Origin of the sequence: Nostoc sp., from assembly GCF_036919555.1 — a bacterium.
Taxonomy (GTDB): Bacteria; Cyanobacteriota; Cyanobacteriia; order Cyanobacteriales; family Nostocaceae; genus Nostoc.
Map to the genome: position 1 here is coordinate 97,822 of NZ_JBALCS010000021.1, position 19,073 is coordinate 116,894.

Genomic DNA, 19,073 nt, shown 5'->3' on the forward strand with positions numbered 1-19,073 from the left:
TACAGTCAAAACATTCCCTCCGAATAATTTCATAAATTGAGGAAATAGTGTTAGGAAAGGTGACTGTTTGTTCAGACCGCAGTGACCATTATGCTGTGATTCCGGTTCAAAATATGGATATTGGTATTCCGCAGCAGGATCTGACTCTGATTTTTGATCGCTTCTATGGAGTGAATAACGATCGCTCTTGTAGCACTGGTGGTTCGGGATTGGGATTGGCGATCGCCTAAGCAATTATTTTGCCACATCACAGCAGCATAGATGTGTAAAGTGGATTCGGTAAACGTTGTAAATCTTCGTTCTGTTTACTGGACTTTTTTTGGCTCTACTCCCATAAAATCTCATGTCATCTGTCAGAAGGGTAAAATATATAACTCTTCATAAGTATTGATATCTGAAATTTTTCAAGCATTTATCTTGCATATTCTGATAAAAAGTTATAAATTATTAGATTATGGGGGAATAATCTGACATCTTAGTGTCAAAAACTAATCCTGCTCAAGTAAATATACTGCAACCAGTTTTAACTTCACGCAAACCTTAAACAGCACTGAAGATATATTTTTGTTTGGTAAAGCAAAGATTCCAGACATGAAAGGGAATAATAAATAATCTCAAAATATATCTTGTGTGACTGTTTTGAACAATCATTTACTGGTTGCGGTGAAGAACAACAAAATTAACCAAAAAAGTCATCGATTATAAGCAAATTAACTAGCAATAAAGTGCATAAATGTCAGCACATTTATTCATTGCTAGTTGATTAATCTTTCTCCCAATTATATTTGCAATTTAAAGAATCGTTTTTGCTATGCTGAGAGTAGCAAAAATAATAAATGAAGACGCATCTACGACAAATTCACAATCCAAATGGAGTTATTCTAGCGATGCACCTAAATGAATTGGAAACTACTGAAAATTTAAAAGAAGTGGAAGAAGCGTGGCGAGCGCTAGAAAAATCAATTCTCTACTATCAAGGACGCCCTGTTGGGACGGTAGCCGCTTATGATGCATCTGTAGAGGCGCTCAATTATGATCAGTGCTTTGTCCGGGATTTTGTCTCTTCAGGTCTAATTTTTCTGATCAAAGGTAGAACAGATATTGTTCGCAATTTCTTAGAAGAAACCTTAAAGTTACAGCCTAAAGAAAGAGCATTAGATGCCTATAAGCCTGGACGAGGATTAATCCCAGCTAGCTTTAAAGTTGTATCAGAAAATGGGCAAGAATATTTAGAAGCAGACTTTGGTGAACATGCGATCGCTAGAGTTACACCCGTAGATTCTTGCCTCTGGTGGATTATTTTGTTGCGTGCTTATGTTGTCGCCACAGATGATTTTTCTCTAGCCTATCAACCTGAATTCCAAAATGGTATCAGGTTAATCATGGAAATCTGCTTGGCGAATCGTTTTGATATGTACCCAACGCTGTTGGTTCCAGATGGTGCTTGTATGATTGATCGTCGTATGGGCATTTATGGGCATCCTCTAGAGCTACAAGTTCTTTTTTACACGGCATTGCGTGCATCTCGTGAGTTGCTAATTTGTCAAGGGAATTCCGATATTGTTGCAGCCATTGATAACCGGTTGCCTCTTTTATGTGCTCATATTCGCCAGCATTATTGGATAGATATTAATCGCCTGAATGCAATTTATCGCTTCAAAAGTGAAGAATATGGCAAGACTGCTGTTAATCTGTTCAACATATATGTAGATTCTCTTCCCTATTATGAATTAGATAAATGGCTGCCCAAAAAAGGTGGTTATCTAGCAGGTAATGTCGGTCCGTCGCAGCTAGATACTCGCTTCTTTTCACTCGGAAACTTAATGGCAATCATTTCAGACTTAGCTACCGAAGAACAGTCACAAGCGATTATGACTCTGATTGAGGAACGATGGGATGACTTAGTGGGAGATATGCCAATGAAAATTTGTTTCCCAGCTTTGCAAAATGAAGAGTACAGAATTGTAACTGGATGTGACCCCAAAAATATACCCTGGTCGTATCATAATGCTGGTAGTTGGCCAGTTTTAATGTGGATGTTGGCGGCGGCGGCGGTGAAAACTAACAAAATAAGTCTTGCACAAAAAGCGATTGAAATTGCCCAACCACGCCTCATTGATGATGAATGGCCAGAATATTATGACGGTAAGAAAGGGCGACTGATTGGGAAACAAGCCAGAAAATATCAAACTTGGACAATTACTGGGTTCTTATTAGCAAAAGAACTGATGGCAAACCCCACTTATTTACCATTAATCAGCTTTGGAAAATTACCAGCAGAACAGGTTTCTAGAGCGTGTGAGTTTGAAATCGCCAGTGTAGACCCGTACTTGACTCGATAGGAAGTTAAGAGTCATTCAATTTTGGATTTTAGATTTTTCCTTCAATCCAAAATCCAAAATAGAGAGAGTTGGGAGTTAGAATACAAAAGCCTTCTGACTCCTAAATAATGTTTACATGACAAACCCCCGTCAACTAGCTTTTATCGCCCTGCGAGATGTTCATAAGGGGGCTTATGCTGATGTTGCCCTAGATAGAGTGCTGCAAAAAGTTAATTTGGCTGATTGCGATCGCCGCTTGGTGACAGAATTGGTTTATGGGAGCGTCAGAAGGCAGCGCACTCTTGATACTCTCATTGATCAAATCGCCAAAAATAAATCTGATCAACAACCACAAGACCTCCGCACCATCTTACATCTGGGCTTCTACCAACTGCGTTATCAACAGCGTATTCCCGCCTCAGCTGCTGTTAATACCACCGTCCAACTCGCTAAAGAAAACGGTTTTTCTGGACTCACGGGTTTTGTTAACGGTCTATTACGCCAATACATCCGCCTTGCAGAGAAGATAAAGGGAGATCCGTTACAACTCCCAGAAAACCCAGTGGAACCCTCTGACTTTTCACGGGATCTGCAAAACCTCTCTCCAAACCTCTCCCTTTTTAGGGGAGAGGTTTGGAATTCTCCCCCTTCCCTAGTAGAGAAGGGGGCTGGGGGGTTAGGTTCAGTTCCAGATGAGGTGAAAAGTCAGGTGGAACGCTTGGGTATTTTACACAGCTTTCCTGACTGGATTATTCAAGTTTGGTTAGAACAATTGGGTTTGGCTGACACAGAACAACTCTGTGAATGGATGAACCAATCACCAACAATCGACTTACGAATCAACCCACTTTGCACTTCAATCGAGGAAGTTGAGGCGGCTTTACAATCTGCTGGTATTTTGGTGAGGCGTGTTTTCCACTTACCCCAAGCTTTAAGATTGATTGGTAGTGCTGGGTCAATTCAAAAACTACCTGGTTTCAGAGAAGGTTGGTGGACTGTACAAGATAGTAGTGCCCAATTGGTAAGTCATTTGCTTGACCCCCAACCAGGTGAGGTGGTAATTGATGCTTGTGCTGCACCAGGGGGTAAAACAACCCACATCGCTGAATTGATGGCAGATAAAGGGAAAATTTGGGCTTGCGATCGCACTCCTTCTCGTCTTCGCAAACTCCAAGAAAATTCTCAACGACTGAATTTACAATCTATTCAAATTTACACTGGCGATAGTCGCTATTTGGCGCAATTTCAAAACACCGCAGACCGTGTATTGCTCGATGCTCCATGTTCTGGGTTAGGAACTATGCACCGTCATGCTGATGCTCGTTGGCGACAGACACCAGAATCAGTCTGCGAACTTTCGGGGCTGCAAAAAGAATTAATAACACATACATCTACTTTTGTCAAACCTGGTGGTGTACTAGTTTATGCCACGTGTACATTGCATCCAGCAGAAAATGAAGAAGTGATTTCGGCATTTTTAGCTGAGTCACCTAATTGGCAAATTGAGTCTCCCAGTGGCGTTGAGTTGCCTGATTCTACCTATAGTACGCCTCAAGGTTGGTTTAAAGTTTGGCCCCATCGACAGGACATGGATGGCTTTTTTATGGTGCGCTTAAGAAAAACCAATAATTCCGCGTGAATACTGTTTGGGATTGTACGATTTTGTGGAGGACTGAATCTACCAGAGGAGTCAGCAATGGTTTCCCCTTCCAATGTGAAAAACTTAGTTAAAATCCTGATTGGAGCAGCCTGGATTGATGGCAAAATCCAGCCAGAAGAACGGCAATATCTGCGCGAAATAGCTCAAGCAAAAGGTTTGGCTAACGATCCAGAAATTAAGCCTTGGCTGTATGAATTAGTTCCTGTAGAGCCAAAAGAATGCTATGACTGGGTGCGGGAGTATTTAGGCGATCGCCCCAGCCTTGAAGATTGCGAAAATCTGATTGAAGCCATCAGTGGCTTAATTTATAGCGATGGTGATGTTGCCGTCGAAGAAGCTAGACTCCTGACCCAATTGCAGGATATAGCGAAGCAGAATGACTCAACTCAACCAGAGCACAATTTGCTTCTCAAACAAATTCAAAAGCTTTACCGCCGTTGGGTTGAAGTGCAAAACTAACAGGGAGTTATGAGTTGACAAGACGCGAATAATCGCGTCTTTAGATGATTTTTAAGTTTGGTTATTAAACTTAACGAGAAGTCGGAGCGGCGGCTTTTGCCAATCTCAACTTCGGTGACTCATCACTCATCACTACTTTGACTTCGGTTCACCCAGACCCGGAGTTTCTTCTTTATCAACTTTAGGCACAAAATCAGGCCGCTCTTTGCTTTCCCAACCTGCGGGGCGTTTCGAGTTGTACCAAGCTATTGAACCAATGCTGACAGCAGCAATAAAACCAACGACATATACCAAGGTGAAAGCAAAAGGAAAATGAGGAGCAGCATCTATGGCTGGTGCTGATGTTTGCATCAATAAATCCATGAGTATATTCTCCAAGGCTAGGTAACAGTATTTAAGACACTATAAGATCAGCCTATCACTTAACATCCCCCCAGAGTTTAGTTTGAGCAACTTTATATTAGCAGAGAGCAGGGGGAGGTGAGGGAGACAAGGAGGAGAGGATAGGTGTTAACTTAACGTCAAAGCCAGTCTAGAATCTGACAACTCAGGTTAACTAGCAACTTGGGTTATTACACTACCAAGTAAAAATTATGAGACAAAACACTTCATGTCGCTCAGTTTTACAAGGTTTGATTACCAGTGCAATTGTGATCGGATTTGATTTAACTACTCGTTCCTGGGTAACATCTGCCAGTGCCACATCTGTTTTTGAAAGCTTACCTCCCTTAGATGGAGTGCTTTACACTGATAATGCGACACTTACTGATGCCAGTATTGACTTTGGCAATATCGTGCATCGTCAACCGATAGCAGTACTTAAACCAGGCTCAATTGAGGATATTGTTCAAGTTATTCAATTCGCTCGGACTTACAAGCTCAAGGTTGCCCCACGCGGTCAGGGTCACTCTACCTACGGTCAGTCACAAGTAGAAGTAGGCATTGTCATTGATTTAAGTACGCTCAACAAAATTCATTTCATCGGTACAGACCGAGCGATTGTTGATGCTGGAGTGGTATGGAGTCAGTTATTGCAACAAACGCTTGCTATGGGATTAACATCGCCTGTTCTTACGGATTACATAGAACTTTCTATAGGCGGTACTTTGTCAGTAGGGGGTATTGGCGGTGCAACTCATCGTTATGGTGTGCAAGTTGACAATGTTTTAGAACTGAAGGTAGTAACTGGTATTGGTCGTCTCGAAACTTGTTCCCTGTTATACAATCACAATCTCTTTACAGCAGTACTAGCAGGGCTAGGTCAATGTGGAATTATTGTACAGGCAACTGTTAAGCTAATTCCCGCCACTACCAATGCCCGTGTCTTTCAGTTGTATTATGACGATTTAGCTACCTTTACTCATGACCAACGCGAAATCATTTATGATGAGCGCTTTAACTATGTAGAAGGTCAGTTAGTTTCTAATAATGCTGGTGGATGGCGTTATCTGCTAGAAGCGGCTAGCTTTTACAGTCCTCCAAGCATACCTAATAACGGTTTGTTACTTGCAGGCTTAAACTATACTCGCGGTACAGAACAAATAGAGGATAAAACTTACTTTGATTTTCTCAACCGTTTAGCTCCTACAGTTGCCTTTCTCAAATCTATTGGTGTTTGGTCAAATCCTCATCTTTGGTTAAACCTGTTTGTACCTAGTAGTGCAGTTAACAGTTTTGTTGGTGAGGTCGCTGCCAACTTAACGCTAGCTGACACAGGCGAAGGGCCAATTCTGCTTTATCCAGTTAAAACTAAACGCTTTGGGCTACCCAATTTCCGGGTTCCGAACCAAAAGGTTGTGTTTCTGTTTGCTCTATTGCGAACAGCAGTACCACCAGATGATTCTGTAATTACAAAAATGCTCAATGATAATCGTAGACTCTTTGAGCAAAATCGTGATTTGGGTGGTTATCAATATCCTGTAAACGCCCTGTCCTTCTCCTCTGATGATTGGCAGCAGCATTTTGGTCCAGTTTGGGGAAATCTGGTAAGTGCAAAGCAACGTTACGATCCAGATAATTTACTAACGCCAAGTCAGGGCATTTTCGTAAACTGTTAGCCCGAACTTTTCCTCTGGTGCGTAGTTTACCGCCGTAGGCATAGCTACTCGCGTTTGCTTGAATGCTTTAGCTGAAGCACTCGCTATTAGTGAGGAGGTCTAAGTCTATCCCGCCAGCTGGGCTGTGGTGATGAAGAACCTGAAGAACCGGAACTATTTGCCGGAGAGGACTCTGGCCGAGTTCTTCGAGGCGGGGGAGAATCAGATTCGACTCTTCTAGTTCGCCGCCGTGGAGTAGATGATTCTGAAGAGGAGTTACTGGAACTTGATTCTTCGCTGCGATCGCGCCTTCTCCGTCTTGGGGTAGAATCGCCAGATTGCTGTTCTTCTTGAGAATAGCTCCTCCTGCTTCTACGTCTTTTGGATGAACCACTATCTTCAGAATTAGAATTTCTAGAATTTTCCCCTTCTGAATCATCATCAGAGGATATAGAACGATTCAGCATTTGTTTGGGCTTAATGGACTGGGCTTTGATAGTACCTTTGCGACCTTCTAACTTGGGTCGTTTGGGAAACTTTTCTACCGGCATCCCTTCTGCCGCTTTTTCCATAAATTCGTGCCAAGTGTAAGCAGCACTGCCACTACTACCGTCTGTGGGGCGGTTATCATCGTTACCTAGCCAGACCCCTGTCACCATTTGGGGGATGTAGCCAATAAACCACAAATCGCGGGCGTCGTCGGAGGTGCCGGTCTTGCCAGCAACTGGTCTATTATCTAATTGAGCAGCACCACCAGTCCCCGCTTCTACAACGTTGCGTAGCATCCAAGTCATGATGGCGGCACTGTCTGCGTCAAGGGCGCGTTTTGACTTGAAATTAGCTGACCAGATCACCTTTCCTTGGCGGTTGATAATGCGGCTAATACCATGAGGCTCTGTATGCAATCCAAGAGTTGCAAAACTGCCATAAGCGCTGGTTAACTCTAGGAGATTGACTTCATTTGAGCCGAGTGCTAAAGAGTAGGTGGGTTTTAGTTCAGATTTTATCCCCATATCATGGGCAAGTTTAATCGTTGGCGTAAATCCCACATCAATCAATACCTTCACCGCAATAATATTAACCGAGCGGGTGAGGGCATCTCTCATGTTCATTGAACCGTGGAAGTTTTCACTATAATTTTTCGGTTCATAGCCGTCTACGACAAAGGGTGCATCCTCGTAGCTATCGTAGGGGCTTTTACCACTAGCGATCGCAGTGGCATATACAAATCCTTTAAATGTCGATCCTGGCTGCCGTTGTGCCTGAGTAACTCGATTAAACTGGTTTTTACCAAAGTCTTTTCCCCCAACCATTGCCTTAATTTCACCGTTCCGGGGGTCAATGGCCACCATTGCTGCTTGCTTAAAGTTTTCCCAGCGTCCTTGATTTCGCAGTGTTTTAGCTACTGCCTCGTCTGCCACCTTCTGCCAAGTTGGATTCAGCGTAGTTTCCACTACTAAACCCCCACTTTTTAGCACATCCGCAGAAACGTACTTCGGCAATTCTTTTTGGATGTAGCTGGTAAAGTAGGGTGATTCTACTTGCATTCGCTTAGGTAAACTGCTTTTTAGGGTTAGTGGCTCCTGAAGCGCTGCCTGCCTTTGTTCTGGCGTAATCACTCCATCTTCCTGCATCCGTTGCAATACCAAGTCCCGCCGCCGTTTTGCCGCTACTGGATTCTTGTCTGGGGCGTATAAGCTGGGGGCGGGAGCTAATCCCGCAATCGTTGCCATTTCTGCCAGGGAAAGCTGATCTGGTGATTTACTAAAGTATACCCAGGCTGCATCTGCCACACCATAAGCTCCAGATCCCAAATAAACCAGATTTAGGTAACGCTCTAGAATCTGATCTTTGGTTAATTCTTGCTCCATTTTTTGGGCTAGGCGGACTTCTTTGAGTTTGCGCCAGATTGTCTGTTCTTGTTTCAAAAACAGAATCCGCGTTAGCTGTTGGGTAATAGTGCTACCACCTTCTACCACACCTTGCGATCGCAAATTATTCAAACCCGCTCTCACAATCCCTTGGGGATCAACTCCGTTGTGTTGTCTAAATCTTCTATCTTCTGAGGCGATAAAAGCTTTTTTTAAATTATCTGGTATTTGTTCCAGCTTTAGCTGTTCTCTGGTCGCTTCACCTTGTTGTTGTAATATGGTGTCATCAGCAGCTTTGATGGTCAGTGTTTGCTCTCTCAGCACGGCATTCAACTGTGCCTGATCTGGCAAAGTCCGATCTATTAAACTGACACCGTAGAGCAAGGCAACTATCCCACCACCTACACTTAAACCTGCCCAAAACCAGATGCGACGATAGAGTGGTTTACGGCCAGTTGCTTGATTGGACTTCATCTTAGATGGGAAAATTTTCATTTTGCTCAGTAACTGCCTCGTCTGCGCCAGATATGCTGGTGGTAAGCTGTCATTCGTTCCTCCTTGTCCAGAGTGACTCAAAGAATTAGTTGGTTTTCGCTTAAACCAGGAGGTAAGCTTCCCCACGTCAGTTCCTCGCTCAAAGTAGTATCGGACTTACGCACGAGTTACGGAATAACGAACCGCAGAGGAGCCAGTGCGTTGCGTATTTTCCCACGGCAGTCACTCATGGGGTAAACCCCCAATATCGCGCTGCCTAAGAGTTGTAGCAACTGGCGCGACTCGGAGAAATCAGAGTTTGAGAGATATTTTGCGTAAGTCCTATAGTAAAAACTATCTAACCACCATCAATCAGCTTGGGGGTTATAGCACTACCATAGTGTTAGTATAATATCCTATAAATAATTAACTAAATTCACTATCAAATAATGTTTTTGAGATTTAGTGATTTTAATTTTGTAAAAATGCTGCAATTTTGAGAAATATTTGGAAGATAAAAACTATTGACATTTGCTGGAACAGGTATAACGAAGTATCCGCAAAGACAGCCACAAAACAGCTTACTTAAGGATAATGCGATGACTACGGTGGTAACAGAGCTTGCCTGCCCTGAGCCTATGTCGCAGGATCGAAGTGCTGGCTACGCCGAAGCAAAGCCCAGACGAAGCGCCCTTGCCCTTGGTAGTAATATCGGCGATTCACAGACAATTTTATCAGCAGCTATAGAGACTTTAGCCCAAACGCCAGGTATTCTCTTAGAAGCCAGATCCAATTGGTACAAAACCAAAGCCGTAGGTCCACCACAGCCAGATTACCTAAATGGCTGCGTCACATTGCAGGTAGAAATACTACCCCAGCAGTTATTAGAAATTTTGTTAGAAATTGAACAACAATTTGGGCGTGTGCGTCAGGAACGCTGGGGGCCACGAATCCTAGATTTGGATTTGTTATTATATGATGACTTGATTGTGGATACACCAAATCTCCAGATTCCCCATCCACGAATGCGGGATCGGGCTTTTGTGTTAGTACCACTGGCAGAAATTGCCCCAGATTGGATAGAACCTGTTTCTGGGTGTGTTATTAAAGAACTGCTGAAAGAGGTAGACTGTTCTGATGTACATTTATTGATGGGCAATTAAAATTACCATCCTTAAACGCAGAAGAACGCTGATTTCACCTCAGTATTCACAGATAATCAAATTTTACTATGCCATTAGGTAGAGAATTACCACAACTACTGAAACAACGTCTGTTTTATAAAGGACGCAAGTTTGATTTTGAAGTCAATCGCTTGCGTTTGCCGAATAAATCAGAAGGAGAATGGGAATGTATTCGTCACCCTGGTGGCGCTCTAGCTGTGCCGGTGACACCAGAGGGAAAACTTGTACTCGTGCGCCAGTATCGTTTTGCAATTCAGGGACGGATATTAGAATTTCCGGCGGGAACTGTGGAAGCAAATGAAGAGCCTTTAGAAACGATACAGCGTGAAATCGCAGAAGAAACTGGCTATAGTGCCCAAAAATGGGACAAACTAGGCGAATTTTTCCTAGCTCCCGGCTATTCTGATGAGATTATCTATGCTTTTCTGGCGCGAGATTTAGAAAAGCTGGAGACACCGCCACCACAAGATGGAGATGAGGATATCGAAACTGTGTTTTTGACTCCCGAAGAGTTAGAGAAAGCTATTTTGGAGGGAGAGCCGGTAGATGCTAAATCAATATCTAGCTTTTTTCTGGCGCGTCCGTTTTTAGTTTAGTACCAATATGCTGCTAGAGTTAGCTATTGCAGATGCCTACGGTGCAGGCTTTGAATATGCTGACGAGATGATTGTTAACAACGATTTGAGTCTATACGTTGAATATCCGCGTTTTCGACTCATCCCTGGCAGCTATACTGATGACACCCAAATGAGCATTGCTGTTGCAGAAGTGATTGTTGCTCAAGCAGCGTGGACGCCAGAAGTTTTAGCCGATAGTTTTGTTAGAGCCTTTAAACGCGATCGCAGAGAGGGTTATGCTAGAAACTTTTACCATTTTTTAGTAGAAATTCCGGATGGGCAAGAGTTTTTAACAAAAATTCGCCCTGACAGCAATAAAAGTGGGGCAGCAATGCGTGCAGCACCCATAGGTATTTATCCCACACCAGAAAAAGTTATTGAGGCGGCAACAATTCAAGCAGCAATTACCCACAATACACCCGATGGGATCAATGCTGCCGTTGCAGCTGCCCTGATGTCACATTATTTTATCTATCAACTGGGAGCAAAACGCAAATTAGGAGAGTTTCTCAAAGGTTATGTATCAGGAGAGTGGTCTAAACCGTGGGAAGCTAAAGTAAAGTCCAAAGGCTGGATGAGTGACAGGGCTGCGATTACTGCGGTGATGAGAAATGACAGCATGAGCGAACTTTTACAAGATTGTATCGCTTTTACCGGGGATGTGGATACAGTAGCTGCGATCGCCCTGGCTGCTGGTTCTTGTAGCGAAGAAATTACACGAGTCGGAACCTGTAAGGGTAAACGAAACTCATGCAGTGAGTTGGAACCCCCTGCATGAATGCAGGGGGTAGTTCAGAAGTTGAAAAATGCTCTACCCACATTTTTCTCGGAGTGAAACTGTCACACTGACCGACATCTCGCCTAGAAGTGAAGTTCAGGGCTGATAGCTGAAGTCCACTTAAGTGGACTAAATGATCAATTCAGTCCACTTAAGTGAACTTCAGCTATGAGACTCGGAATTTATTCCGAGGCGGGATAGAAACGCAGTGCGAGATTTATTAATAAAGATATGACTGCGGCAAGACTTGTGTGTACACCGTAGCCTTACTAAGGAGAGGGATTAAAGATAGGACAGGGTAAGGTTCTTTTATTATGGGCAATTCAGCGGACATGATATCAAGAAGCAATAGCGCTGCAAGCATAAGCTGACTTTATCAGCTAACCAGTGATATATGCACATTTGTTTGACAAATCTATGACAGATTTATGACGGAAATGTGACAAGATTGATTTGCTTAAAAGTAACAACTTCTTGACTTGTTGTATATAAAATTAATAACATTCTGGATGTTTCTATCTTAATATCGGTAAATGCTGTTACTACAAAGGATACATTTGTTATATCTAATGTGGCGAGAGCAACTTCATGCGACTCCTTCCCCAAAACTGTATTATCTAATACAGTTTTGGGGGAAGAAGAAAATAAACAATTAGTCAAATTTATTAGTTTATTTCTGTAAGGGAACATTCATATTTTTCACAATATCAGGGTTTTTGATATTAGAAAAATCTGGTTAAGGACTTGCAGAAAAACTTCGTTAATGTTGTTGATGCCGTCGCAACTATCGTAACGTAATGGTCTGTCGATTTTGCTGACTTTTCAGGTATCTGGAAAACCTCACTTCTATTTCTCTCTCTTACAAAGAGAGAGACCTTGAATTTTCCCTCTTAGAGTGTCGGGAAGGGGGCTAGGGGGTTAGGTCTTTCGTGGGCTTTTCCACATAACCTGAATTGTCAGGTCGATTTTGAGACAATTATGCTCAAGTTGATTTGGCATCAATACCTTCATATTCTTCCTGAGCAGCTTGACTGAAAATTGAGATTTTGGTTGTTGAAAAATACTTATCTTAATGGAGGTTTTACTTAGTGGGTAACAAGAGAAGCAGACTAAAAACTGTCTTATTTAAGGCTTGTAGTTCTTTGGAAAAAAAGAGCCGAAATTGGCTCAACATATTTGGCTATTTGGTAACAAGCTTTTGGGGCTTTTTCGTGAAGGCGGGATCTACCCCAGTCAAAAAAGGCTTTTTCCGGGTTAAGCATCAGCAATTCCCCACAATGAAGAAATTGCCGATGACTGTTGGGCAAAGTCAGCAAGTTAACAAGTTGGCACGATTGAGACAGCGTTTACGTGACCCAGAATGGAGGCACTACGGTTACTTACTACTGCTGGGCAAGGCAATGGCGATCGCGATGCTATTCATGGTATTAGCCTTCATCCCCAATTTGATGGGAACACCAGCTCTAGCAGCCGATCCAGTACTCAATGGCAATGACATCGTTAACCCGATTAATACACTCTGGACGCTGCTAGCGGCCTTTTTAGTATTCGCAATGCAGGTAGGTTTTACGATGCTGGAAGCAGGTTTCTGTCGCTCTCGTGAAACCGTCAACGTCTTGATGGAGTGCATCGTTGACACCTGTCTTTGCGGGTTATTGTTCTATGCATGGGGCTTTGCCTTTATGTTCAGTCATGGTAACGGCTTGATTGGACTGAATTGGTTTTTCTTGCAAGGATCTCCTGCCACCTATGAAAGTACAGGCGTAGCGTTTCTGGCGTTCTGGCTGTTTCAGTTCGCCTTTGCAGACACCTGCTCGACGATTACCTCTGGGGCGATGATTGGGCGGACAGGGTTTATTGGCGATCTTCTCTACAGCTTTGGCGTTTCTGGATTCATTTACCCAATTATCGGACATTGGGCTTGGGGTCCAGACGGGTTTCTGGCAACAATGGGCAGCAAAGATGGTTTCCTGCCCTTTTTGGGAATTGGCTTCCATGACTTTGCAGGCTCTACAGTTGTTCACACCATTGGGGGATTCATTGCCCTGGCGGGTGCGATCGCCCTCGGGCCGCGTTTGGGTCGTCGGTTCAAGCGCGACGGTGGCGGGCCGATGTTACCCCATGACCTTGTAATTGCTGCTTCCGGCGGTTTGATTCTGTGGTTCGGCTGGTACGGTTTCAACCCCGGCTCGACACTCTCGGCGATGGACTTTGTGGGGACTGGACGGGTTGCCGCTAATACTACCTTGGCAGCATGTGCAGGCGGTCTGTCAGCACTGTTTTTCGGATATCCGAAAACAAAAAAGTGGGATTTGAGTTTCACAGTCAACGGTTTCTTGGCGGGCTTGGTTGCGATTACTTGCCCTTGCTATTGGGTTAATCCTACAGGTTCTATCTTCATTGGGGCGGTAGCTGGCGTAGTTGTAATTCTAGGCATAGACCTTTTGGAATGGTTTCGGATTGACGACCCAATCGGTGCAGTTCCTGTACATGGTTTTTGCGGAATCTGGGGAACGTGGTCGCTGGGCTTGTTTGCCACTGGTGAATTCGGCGCGACTGGCCCCATCTCACCTGATGTCTCTGCACCGTTAAGAGGTCTATTGTATGGTGGAGGGATACAAGTGTTGAGCGCACAAGTTATCGGCAACCTAATCATTACTGTGTCTACATTCGCTGTGGCACTGGGGCTGATGTACTTGGTAAATTTGACAGGGACACTGCGTGTATCGAAAGAAGGCGAATTGGAAGGTTTGGATTTACACGAGCATGGTCTACCAGCCTACCCTGAATATGTCATTAGTTCATCAGCTAACCCTGACAGCTCTCCATTAAAAGAAGTGAATAAATAGAGAGCAAAGCCAGGTGTACCCTAAAGAGAGATCATGCCAAAAATTTATCAGTCTCTATCCCCATCACTCGGTGGGGCTTTTTTATGGAGAAAAAGTCGTTTTTTGGTAGTATGACGACATCACCACAGAATGGCGATCGCAAAATCAACCTGAATTCATTACTCATGTTCAGTTAGGAGAGTAGCAATACTCTTCTTTGTGTCCTTGAATAAATTTGCTCAAATCAATGCCCAAATAATCTTAATCAGGACTTTGTAAAAAGAATTGGACGCAATTAAGCTTATCTGAGCTAGCGACTCTATCTTTCTGATCTGGGTGATGCGATGCCTACTGCGGGGAAACTAACCTTTTCAAATACTACGGTTTTTCGATACTATTACAGTAATTCAGGTAAATATAAAGCTACCTAACTTTCGCTAGCTCCAAGTTCGGGTAGTAAAGTATACATTGATGGCTTAACTATATGCCTGTATATTAAACACATTAACTGCTCAGTCAGGAACTTGCTAAGTAGGTAGGCACAATTAAACCAAACTGTCTAAACTTATGTAAAGCGCCAGAAACGCTTTGAATATAAGCTTTTAAGCGATTTACATTTTTTAATCTAGTTGTATTTTATAGCGCCCACCTACTTACTTATTGATAATAGTGTTTTATTAGCTTGGCTAGAGTGAGATGAAAATTGACTTTGAGCCAAAGTTATAAGAGCATGACAGGAAGAAGCTTACAACTCCTAAATATGTGTCACTATGCAAGACGCATAAATGTTTAATACAGATGAGAAAAATTACAACTTTTAACAGTGCCGGTAAACTGACTGCTCTTTTGTTCTTGATAACTCTCTTCCTCACGCCTTGTGTGATTGTAAATGCAGGCGAACGTGGTGTATTGATGAAATTTGGCGAAGTCCAAAACCAGATATTAGGAGAAGGACTTCACTTAATTATTCCTGTAGTCAATACTGTGAAAAAGTTGAGTATTCGAGTCCAAAAACAGGAAATCTCAGATGAGGCTTCTTCCAAAGATTTACAAAATGTTTTCACTGATGTAGCTCTCAATTGGCATATTATTCCCCAGGAAGCAAATGCCATTTTTCAAGAAATTGGAGATGAACAAGATGTAGTCATTCGGATTATTAACCCAGCAGTTGAAGAAGTACTAAAAGCAGTAATGGCAAAGTATACTGCTGAAGAAATTATTACTAAACGAGGAGAAGTCAAAGGTGCAGTAGATGATGCCTTGTCCACACGACTGGGTAGCTATCACGTTGCAGTTGATGATATTTCTCTAATTCATGTCCATTTTTCAGAACGATTTGGTGAGGCGGTGGAGGCAAAGCAGGTTGCTGAACAAGAAGCAAAACGAGCAGAGTTTATCGCCCTGAAAGCAACAAAAGAGGCTGAGGCAAAAGTTAATTTAGCAAAAGGAGAAGCTGAGGCACATAGATTATTACGTGATGGTTTAACTCCAGAAATCCTGCAAAGGCAAGCAATAGAAAAATGGAATGGTAAGCTGCCATTAATTGTCAGTAAGGAAGCTCCAAAATTGTTTAATTTAAGTGAAATTTTAAAATTTGATAAAAATTGAGATTCTTTTTAATGAAATATCTGCTTATACATAGGGACGCACAGATGTGCGCTCCTACAACCGATTCATTTGTATAAACGTGATAAACTAAATTAACTGTTGGAGAATAAAATGGGAGAATCGAGAATCTTCAACTGGATCAATACCATAATCAACAGCGTATAAACTGTTGAAGAAATTAGACCCGTAAATAATTCTTTTTTGAGGTTATGCTCTTGAGGTTCTTTTTGGAAAATGTCCTTAGAACCGAATTGCATCAAGAGAATTCCCACAATATTAGAGAGCCAGTATCCGATAATTGAACAAGGTAGAAGTAATTTTGGGGAAAGTAAACTACAAGCATACCCAAAACCATAAGCTATTGGCAGATTGAATAGTAGGTCATTCCACCAACATAGTGGTGACAACAGATATCCTAGTACCAGAAAAAATCCACCTCTGAGTTTTTTGAAAATGTCTTTTTTGAACTCTTCTGGAGTAGACTGTTGTAAGTGCTCCAGGGCTGTGTCTCCTGTTACATTCAACTCTTGACTGACATTTTGGACGCTTTCCATAAAAACCCATTATTCCTATCGACTTAGTGTATTTTAATATATAAACTAAACCAAAGTCTAGTACAAAAGTGATAACGTTTTGGCTTTTTGATGCTGAAAGTTTTACCACTGGATAGTTTCAGCAAAATAGTAAAAAGCAAAATTTAGGTTTAACTCAGCTGCAACTTAACAACATCTGATTTCTACCAGAGGTGCATGAGTCAGTTCGCTTCTTGCAGAATCTGGGTTAGTCCTTCAGCATTCGTGATAGGTTAAGACAAAATCAGTTTTATCAATAGTAATTACGCGACAAATCAGCCGATTAAGGAAGTATAAAATTCAGCTTTTTACTGAATAGTGAGGGTAAAAATGGCGGAGCTTACTGTACCCTTCCCTACGGGACGCCAAGGGCGAACGGGAAGCAAGCTACGCGTAGCGGACGCACCAGAAGGTATCGCGCAGAGCGCCCACCCCAAAGGAGCGATGCCTACGCATCCAATAATATCTATTGCTAGATGCTAAATACTACTCTGTAATAGTGAGATTTTTCTCAAAAATTGATCATAGCTGTCAGTTATCTAACTTGTGTGGGGTCAAGAAAATAGTGATAATTAATCTCAATAATTTCTAGTTAGATTAATCATGACCATCACTATTTCAGCACAGGCTCACCAGGAAGTCTTTGAAGAAGCTGACAACACCCGACAAAACAACGACCCTGATGATGAGTTAGATGTTACCTGCAAGTATCCCCAGGCATTGGGAGAAGGATATCATCGACGAGTTGAATTGCGACAGAGCTTGGTGTTGGAGATTGAGAGCTATCAGCGCCATGACAATCTGATAATACAAGGTATGACCACGATCGCACCGTCAATCACCTGGAAATTGGGAGATCGAACAGAACTGAATCTGTACTATGAATACATTCACTGGTTTGCAAATCCTCCTAGAAGTTTTGTTACGGTCAAGAGCGATGGTAGCTTGACACCTCGGAGCCTCTACACTGGCTATCCTGATTTCTACTTGTTCGATATCTATAATCATAAAATTGGCTACACGCTAAAGCATGAACTTACCGACAACTGGCAGATTCGTAATAATGTTGCTGTAACGCTTACTAGTTATACCCAAAACGAATCTTATCTCAGCAACATCGTGGACGATCGCTTCCTAACCGACTATGACACTTTAGAGACTGACAATACAGAAAACAACTATTTTGGACAAATCGACTTGCTTGGGAAGTTTAATACCGGATCGATTTCACACCAACTCTTAGTGGGCTTTGATATCAAGCGCAATGTCGGAGATTTTATAGGTACTCGACCTGTAACAAATGTACCTCGTTTAGATATTTTGAACCCAAACTACGATATTCCAAGACCCGAATTTGTTCCGAACTTTAGGAATCTGAACACGATTCAATCTTACGGGGTCTACCTTCAAGATCAGATCGCGTTTAGCGATAACCTAAAACTCCTGATTGGTGGTCGTTATGATTGGGTGTCAAATGAAGCTGAAACAATAGGAAATGGAACTGATGAGCCAGTCCAAAAGGATAGCGCCTTCAGTCCCTGGATTGGCTTGGTGTATCAACCCAGCAAAACGGTTTCTCTCTATGCCAGTTACAGTCGCTCTTTTCTCCAGACCACAGGATTCAACCCGGAAGGTTCCAACTTGGTTCTGAGTGCAGTTGAACCGACGAGGGGAACTCAATATGAAGTCGGTGTCAAAACAGATTTTCTAGACGGCAAGCTTTCGGCAACGTTAGCCGCTTATCAACTCACCAAGACGAATGTTCTAACCGCCGATCTGGCCGCGATTTTTCTTTCAGACCGGGGAGCTACAGAGTCGAGGGATTGAGTTGGATGTTACAGGTGAGATTTTGCCAGGGCTGAACGTAATCGCGTCCTATGCCTACACCGATGGAGAAGTTACTAAGGATAAGGACATTACTCTTGTGGGTAATCGATTGGAAGACGTGCCAGAGAATCAAGCGAGCCTTTGGACAACATATAAGATTCAGACTGGCGATTTCAAAGGGTTGGGATTTGGACTGGGGCTGTTTTATGTGGGTGAGAAGCAAGGCGATTTGGCGAACTCGTTTACACTCCGAGATTACTTCCGTACTGATGCAGCGCTTTACTATCAGAAAGATGGTTTGAATGCAGCGATCAATATCCGTAATCTATTTGATATAGATTATGCGAACTTCGCCTACGGCAGAGCCACTGCTCAAAGAGATGCGCCCTTGACAATCGTTGGTTCCATCAGTTGGGAGTTTTAAGGCAGTGCGACACGTTACACTATCTACAATCGCAATTCCCCACTTCGGAAACTTAGCCAGTAGCTTCTTGCTCACAATCTGTAAAGCTGGATCATCCGACCAGCACTCTTGCAAGTACTCAAAACCTGGGTTTTATCTGAAAATATCAACCATTTTGAGGTTTTCTAGTCGTCTTGGACGTGCCTTTGACCGAAGAGCGATGTCTACGACGGGCTACGCCTACGCAACACTCCCGCTAGGTACACCGTTACCTTATAATTTATTGATAATTTTATCATTAGAGTTGCTGGTAAGTCTGCGCTAGGACTAAAAGAACAATTAAAAACTGCTCAAGTAGATGTTAAGTAGCAAAATTTTTATGTTTTTGCATATAGCAGGGGCAGAAATTTAAACTAATAATAGCTACAATAAAAG

General features: G+C 42.7%; 15 protein-coding genes and 1 pseudogene. 12 read left to right on the forward strand and 4 right to left on the reverse strand.

Annotated elements, in window-relative coordinates:
• Positions 1 to 53: 53 nt before the first annotated feature.
• The 4 genes and pseudogenes from V7K36_RS07475 to V7K36_RS07490 all read left to right on the forward strand — a co-directional run.
• A pseudogene (locus V7K36_RS07475) lies at positions 54 to 227 on the forward strand (ATP-binding protein); the annotation flags it as partial.
• A 660-nt stretch (positions 228 to 887) separates the two neighbouring features.
• Entirely contained in the window at positions 888 to 2,342 is a 1,455-nt protein-coding gene (locus tag V7K36_RS07480; RefSeq protein ID WP_334833774.1) for a glycoside hydrolase 100 family protein, read from the forward strand.
• 115 nt (positions 2,343 to 2,457) lie between these two features.
• Positions 2,458 to 3,960, forward strand: a complete 1,503-nt coding sequence (locus V7K36_RS07485; RefSeq protein ID WP_335114505.1) for a 16S rRNA (cytosine(967)-C(5))-methyltransferase — start codon at positions 2,458 to 2,460, stop codon at positions 3,958 to 3,960.
• 57 nt (positions 3,961 to 4,017) lie between these two features.
• Positions 4,018 to 4,440, forward strand: a complete 423-nt coding sequence (locus V7K36_RS07490) for a tellurite resistance TerB family protein (protein ID WP_335114507.1) — start codon at positions 4,018 to 4,020, stop codon at positions 4,438 to 4,440.
• Between the two features lie 132 nt (positions 4,441 to 4,572).
• Here V7K36_RS07490 and psb35 read toward each other — a convergent pair whose 3' ends face one another.
• Complete coding sequence (gene psb35, locus V7K36_RS07495; protein WP_335114508.1) at positions 4,573 to 4,803, reverse strand: photosystem II assembly protein Psb35; 231 nt, start codon at positions 4,801 to 4,803, stop codon at positions 4,573 to 4,575.
• Positions 4,804 to 5,033: 230 nt separating this feature from the next.
• On the opposite strand from psb35, the gene V7K36_RS07500 reads away from it, so the two are divergent.
• Positions 5,034 to 6,497, forward strand: coding sequence for an FAD-binding protein (locus V7K36_RS07500; protein WP_335114509.1), 1,464 nt, complete (start codon positions 5,034 to 5,036; stop codon positions 6,495 to 6,497).
• An 86-nt stretch (positions 6,498 to 6,583) separates the two neighbouring features.
• Here the strand turns inward: V7K36_RS07500 and V7K36_RS07505 are convergent, their stop codons facing one another.
• The gene (locus V7K36_RS07505; RefSeq protein ID WP_442948445.1) at positions 6,584 to 8,968 is read right to left on the reverse strand and encodes a transglycosylase domain-containing protein; all 2,385 of its coding nucleotides are present in this window, start codon (positions 8,966 to 8,968) and stop codon (positions 6,584 to 6,586) included.
• 491 nt (positions 8,969 to 9,459) lie between these two features.
• Between V7K36_RS07505 and folK the strand changes: the two genes are divergently transcribed.
• The 4 genes from folK (at position 9,460) to V7K36_RS07525 (ending at position 14,249) form a co-directional block, all read left to right on the forward strand.
• Positions 9,460 to 9,984 (forward strand): 2-amino-4-hydroxy-6-hydroxymethyldihydropteridine diphosphokinase, encoded by a 525-nt coding sequence (gene folK, locus V7K36_RS07510; protein ID WP_335114561.1) that lies wholly within the window; start codon positions 9,460 to 9,462, stop codon positions 9,982 to 9,984.
• Between the two features lie 68 nt (positions 9,985 to 10,052).
• On the forward strand, positions 10,053 to 10,601 hold the full coding sequence (locus V7K36_RS07515) for an NUDIX hydrolase (protein ID WP_335114511.1): 549 nt from the start codon (positions 10,053 to 10,055) through the stop codon (positions 10,599 to 10,601).
• Between the two features lie 7 nt (positions 10,602 to 10,608).
• On the forward strand, positions 10,609 to 11,400 hold the full coding sequence (locus V7K36_RS07520; protein ID WP_335114513.1) for an ADP-ribosylglycohydrolase family protein: 792 nt from the start codon (positions 10,609 to 10,611) through the stop codon (positions 11,398 to 11,400).
• 1,211 nt (positions 11,401 to 12,611) lie between these two features.
• Positions 12,612 to 14,249 carry an ammonium transporter gene (locus V7K36_RS07525; RefSeq protein ID WP_335114515.1) on the forward strand — a complete coding sequence of 546 codons (1,638 nt, stop codon included), beginning with the start codon at positions 12,612 to 12,614 and terminating at the stop codon, positions 14,247 to 14,249.
• A 31-nt stretch (positions 14,250 to 14,280) separates the two neighbouring features.
• Here the strand turns inward: V7K36_RS07525 and V7K36_RS07530 are convergent, their stop codons facing one another.
• The gene (locus V7K36_RS07530) at positions 14,281 to 14,415 is read right to left on the reverse strand and encodes a hypothetical protein (protein ID WP_335114516.1); all 135 of its coding nucleotides are present in this window, start codon (positions 14,413 to 14,415) and stop codon (positions 14,281 to 14,283) included.
• Between the two features lie 611 nt (positions 14,416 to 15,026).
• Between V7K36_RS07530 and V7K36_RS07535 the strand changes: the two genes are divergently transcribed.
• Positions 15,027 to 15,836, forward strand: a complete 810-nt coding sequence (locus tag V7K36_RS07535) for a prohibitin family protein (RefSeq protein ID WP_335114517.1) — start codon at positions 15,027 to 15,029, stop codon at positions 15,834 to 15,836.
• Between the two features lie 92 nt (positions 15,837 to 15,928).
• Here V7K36_RS07535 and V7K36_RS07540 read toward each other — a convergent pair whose 3' ends face one another.
• Positions 15,929 to 16,390: a hypothetical protein gene (locus tag V7K36_RS07540; protein WP_335114519.1), complete on the reverse strand. Its 462-nt coding sequence runs from the start codon at positions 16,388 to 16,390 to the stop codon at positions 15,929 to 15,931.
• 621 nt (positions 16,391 to 17,011) lie between these two features.
• Here V7K36_RS07540 and V7K36_RS07545 point away from each other — a divergent pair.
• Both V7K36_RS07545 and V7K36_RS07550 read left to right on the forward strand, forming a co-directional pair.
• Positions 17,012 to 18,235, forward strand: coding sequence for a TonB-dependent siderophore receptor (locus V7K36_RS07545; protein WP_335114521.1), 1,224 nt, complete (start codon positions 17,012 to 17,014; stop codon positions 18,233 to 18,235).
• 22 nt (positions 18,236 to 18,257) lie between these two features.
• Positions 18,258 to 18,659 (forward strand): TonB-dependent receptor domain-containing protein, encoded by a 402-nt coding sequence (locus V7K36_RS07550; protein ID WP_335114523.1) that lies wholly within the window; start codon positions 18,258 to 18,260, stop codon positions 18,657 to 18,659.
• Positions 18,660 to 19,073: the final 414 nt, after the last annotated feature.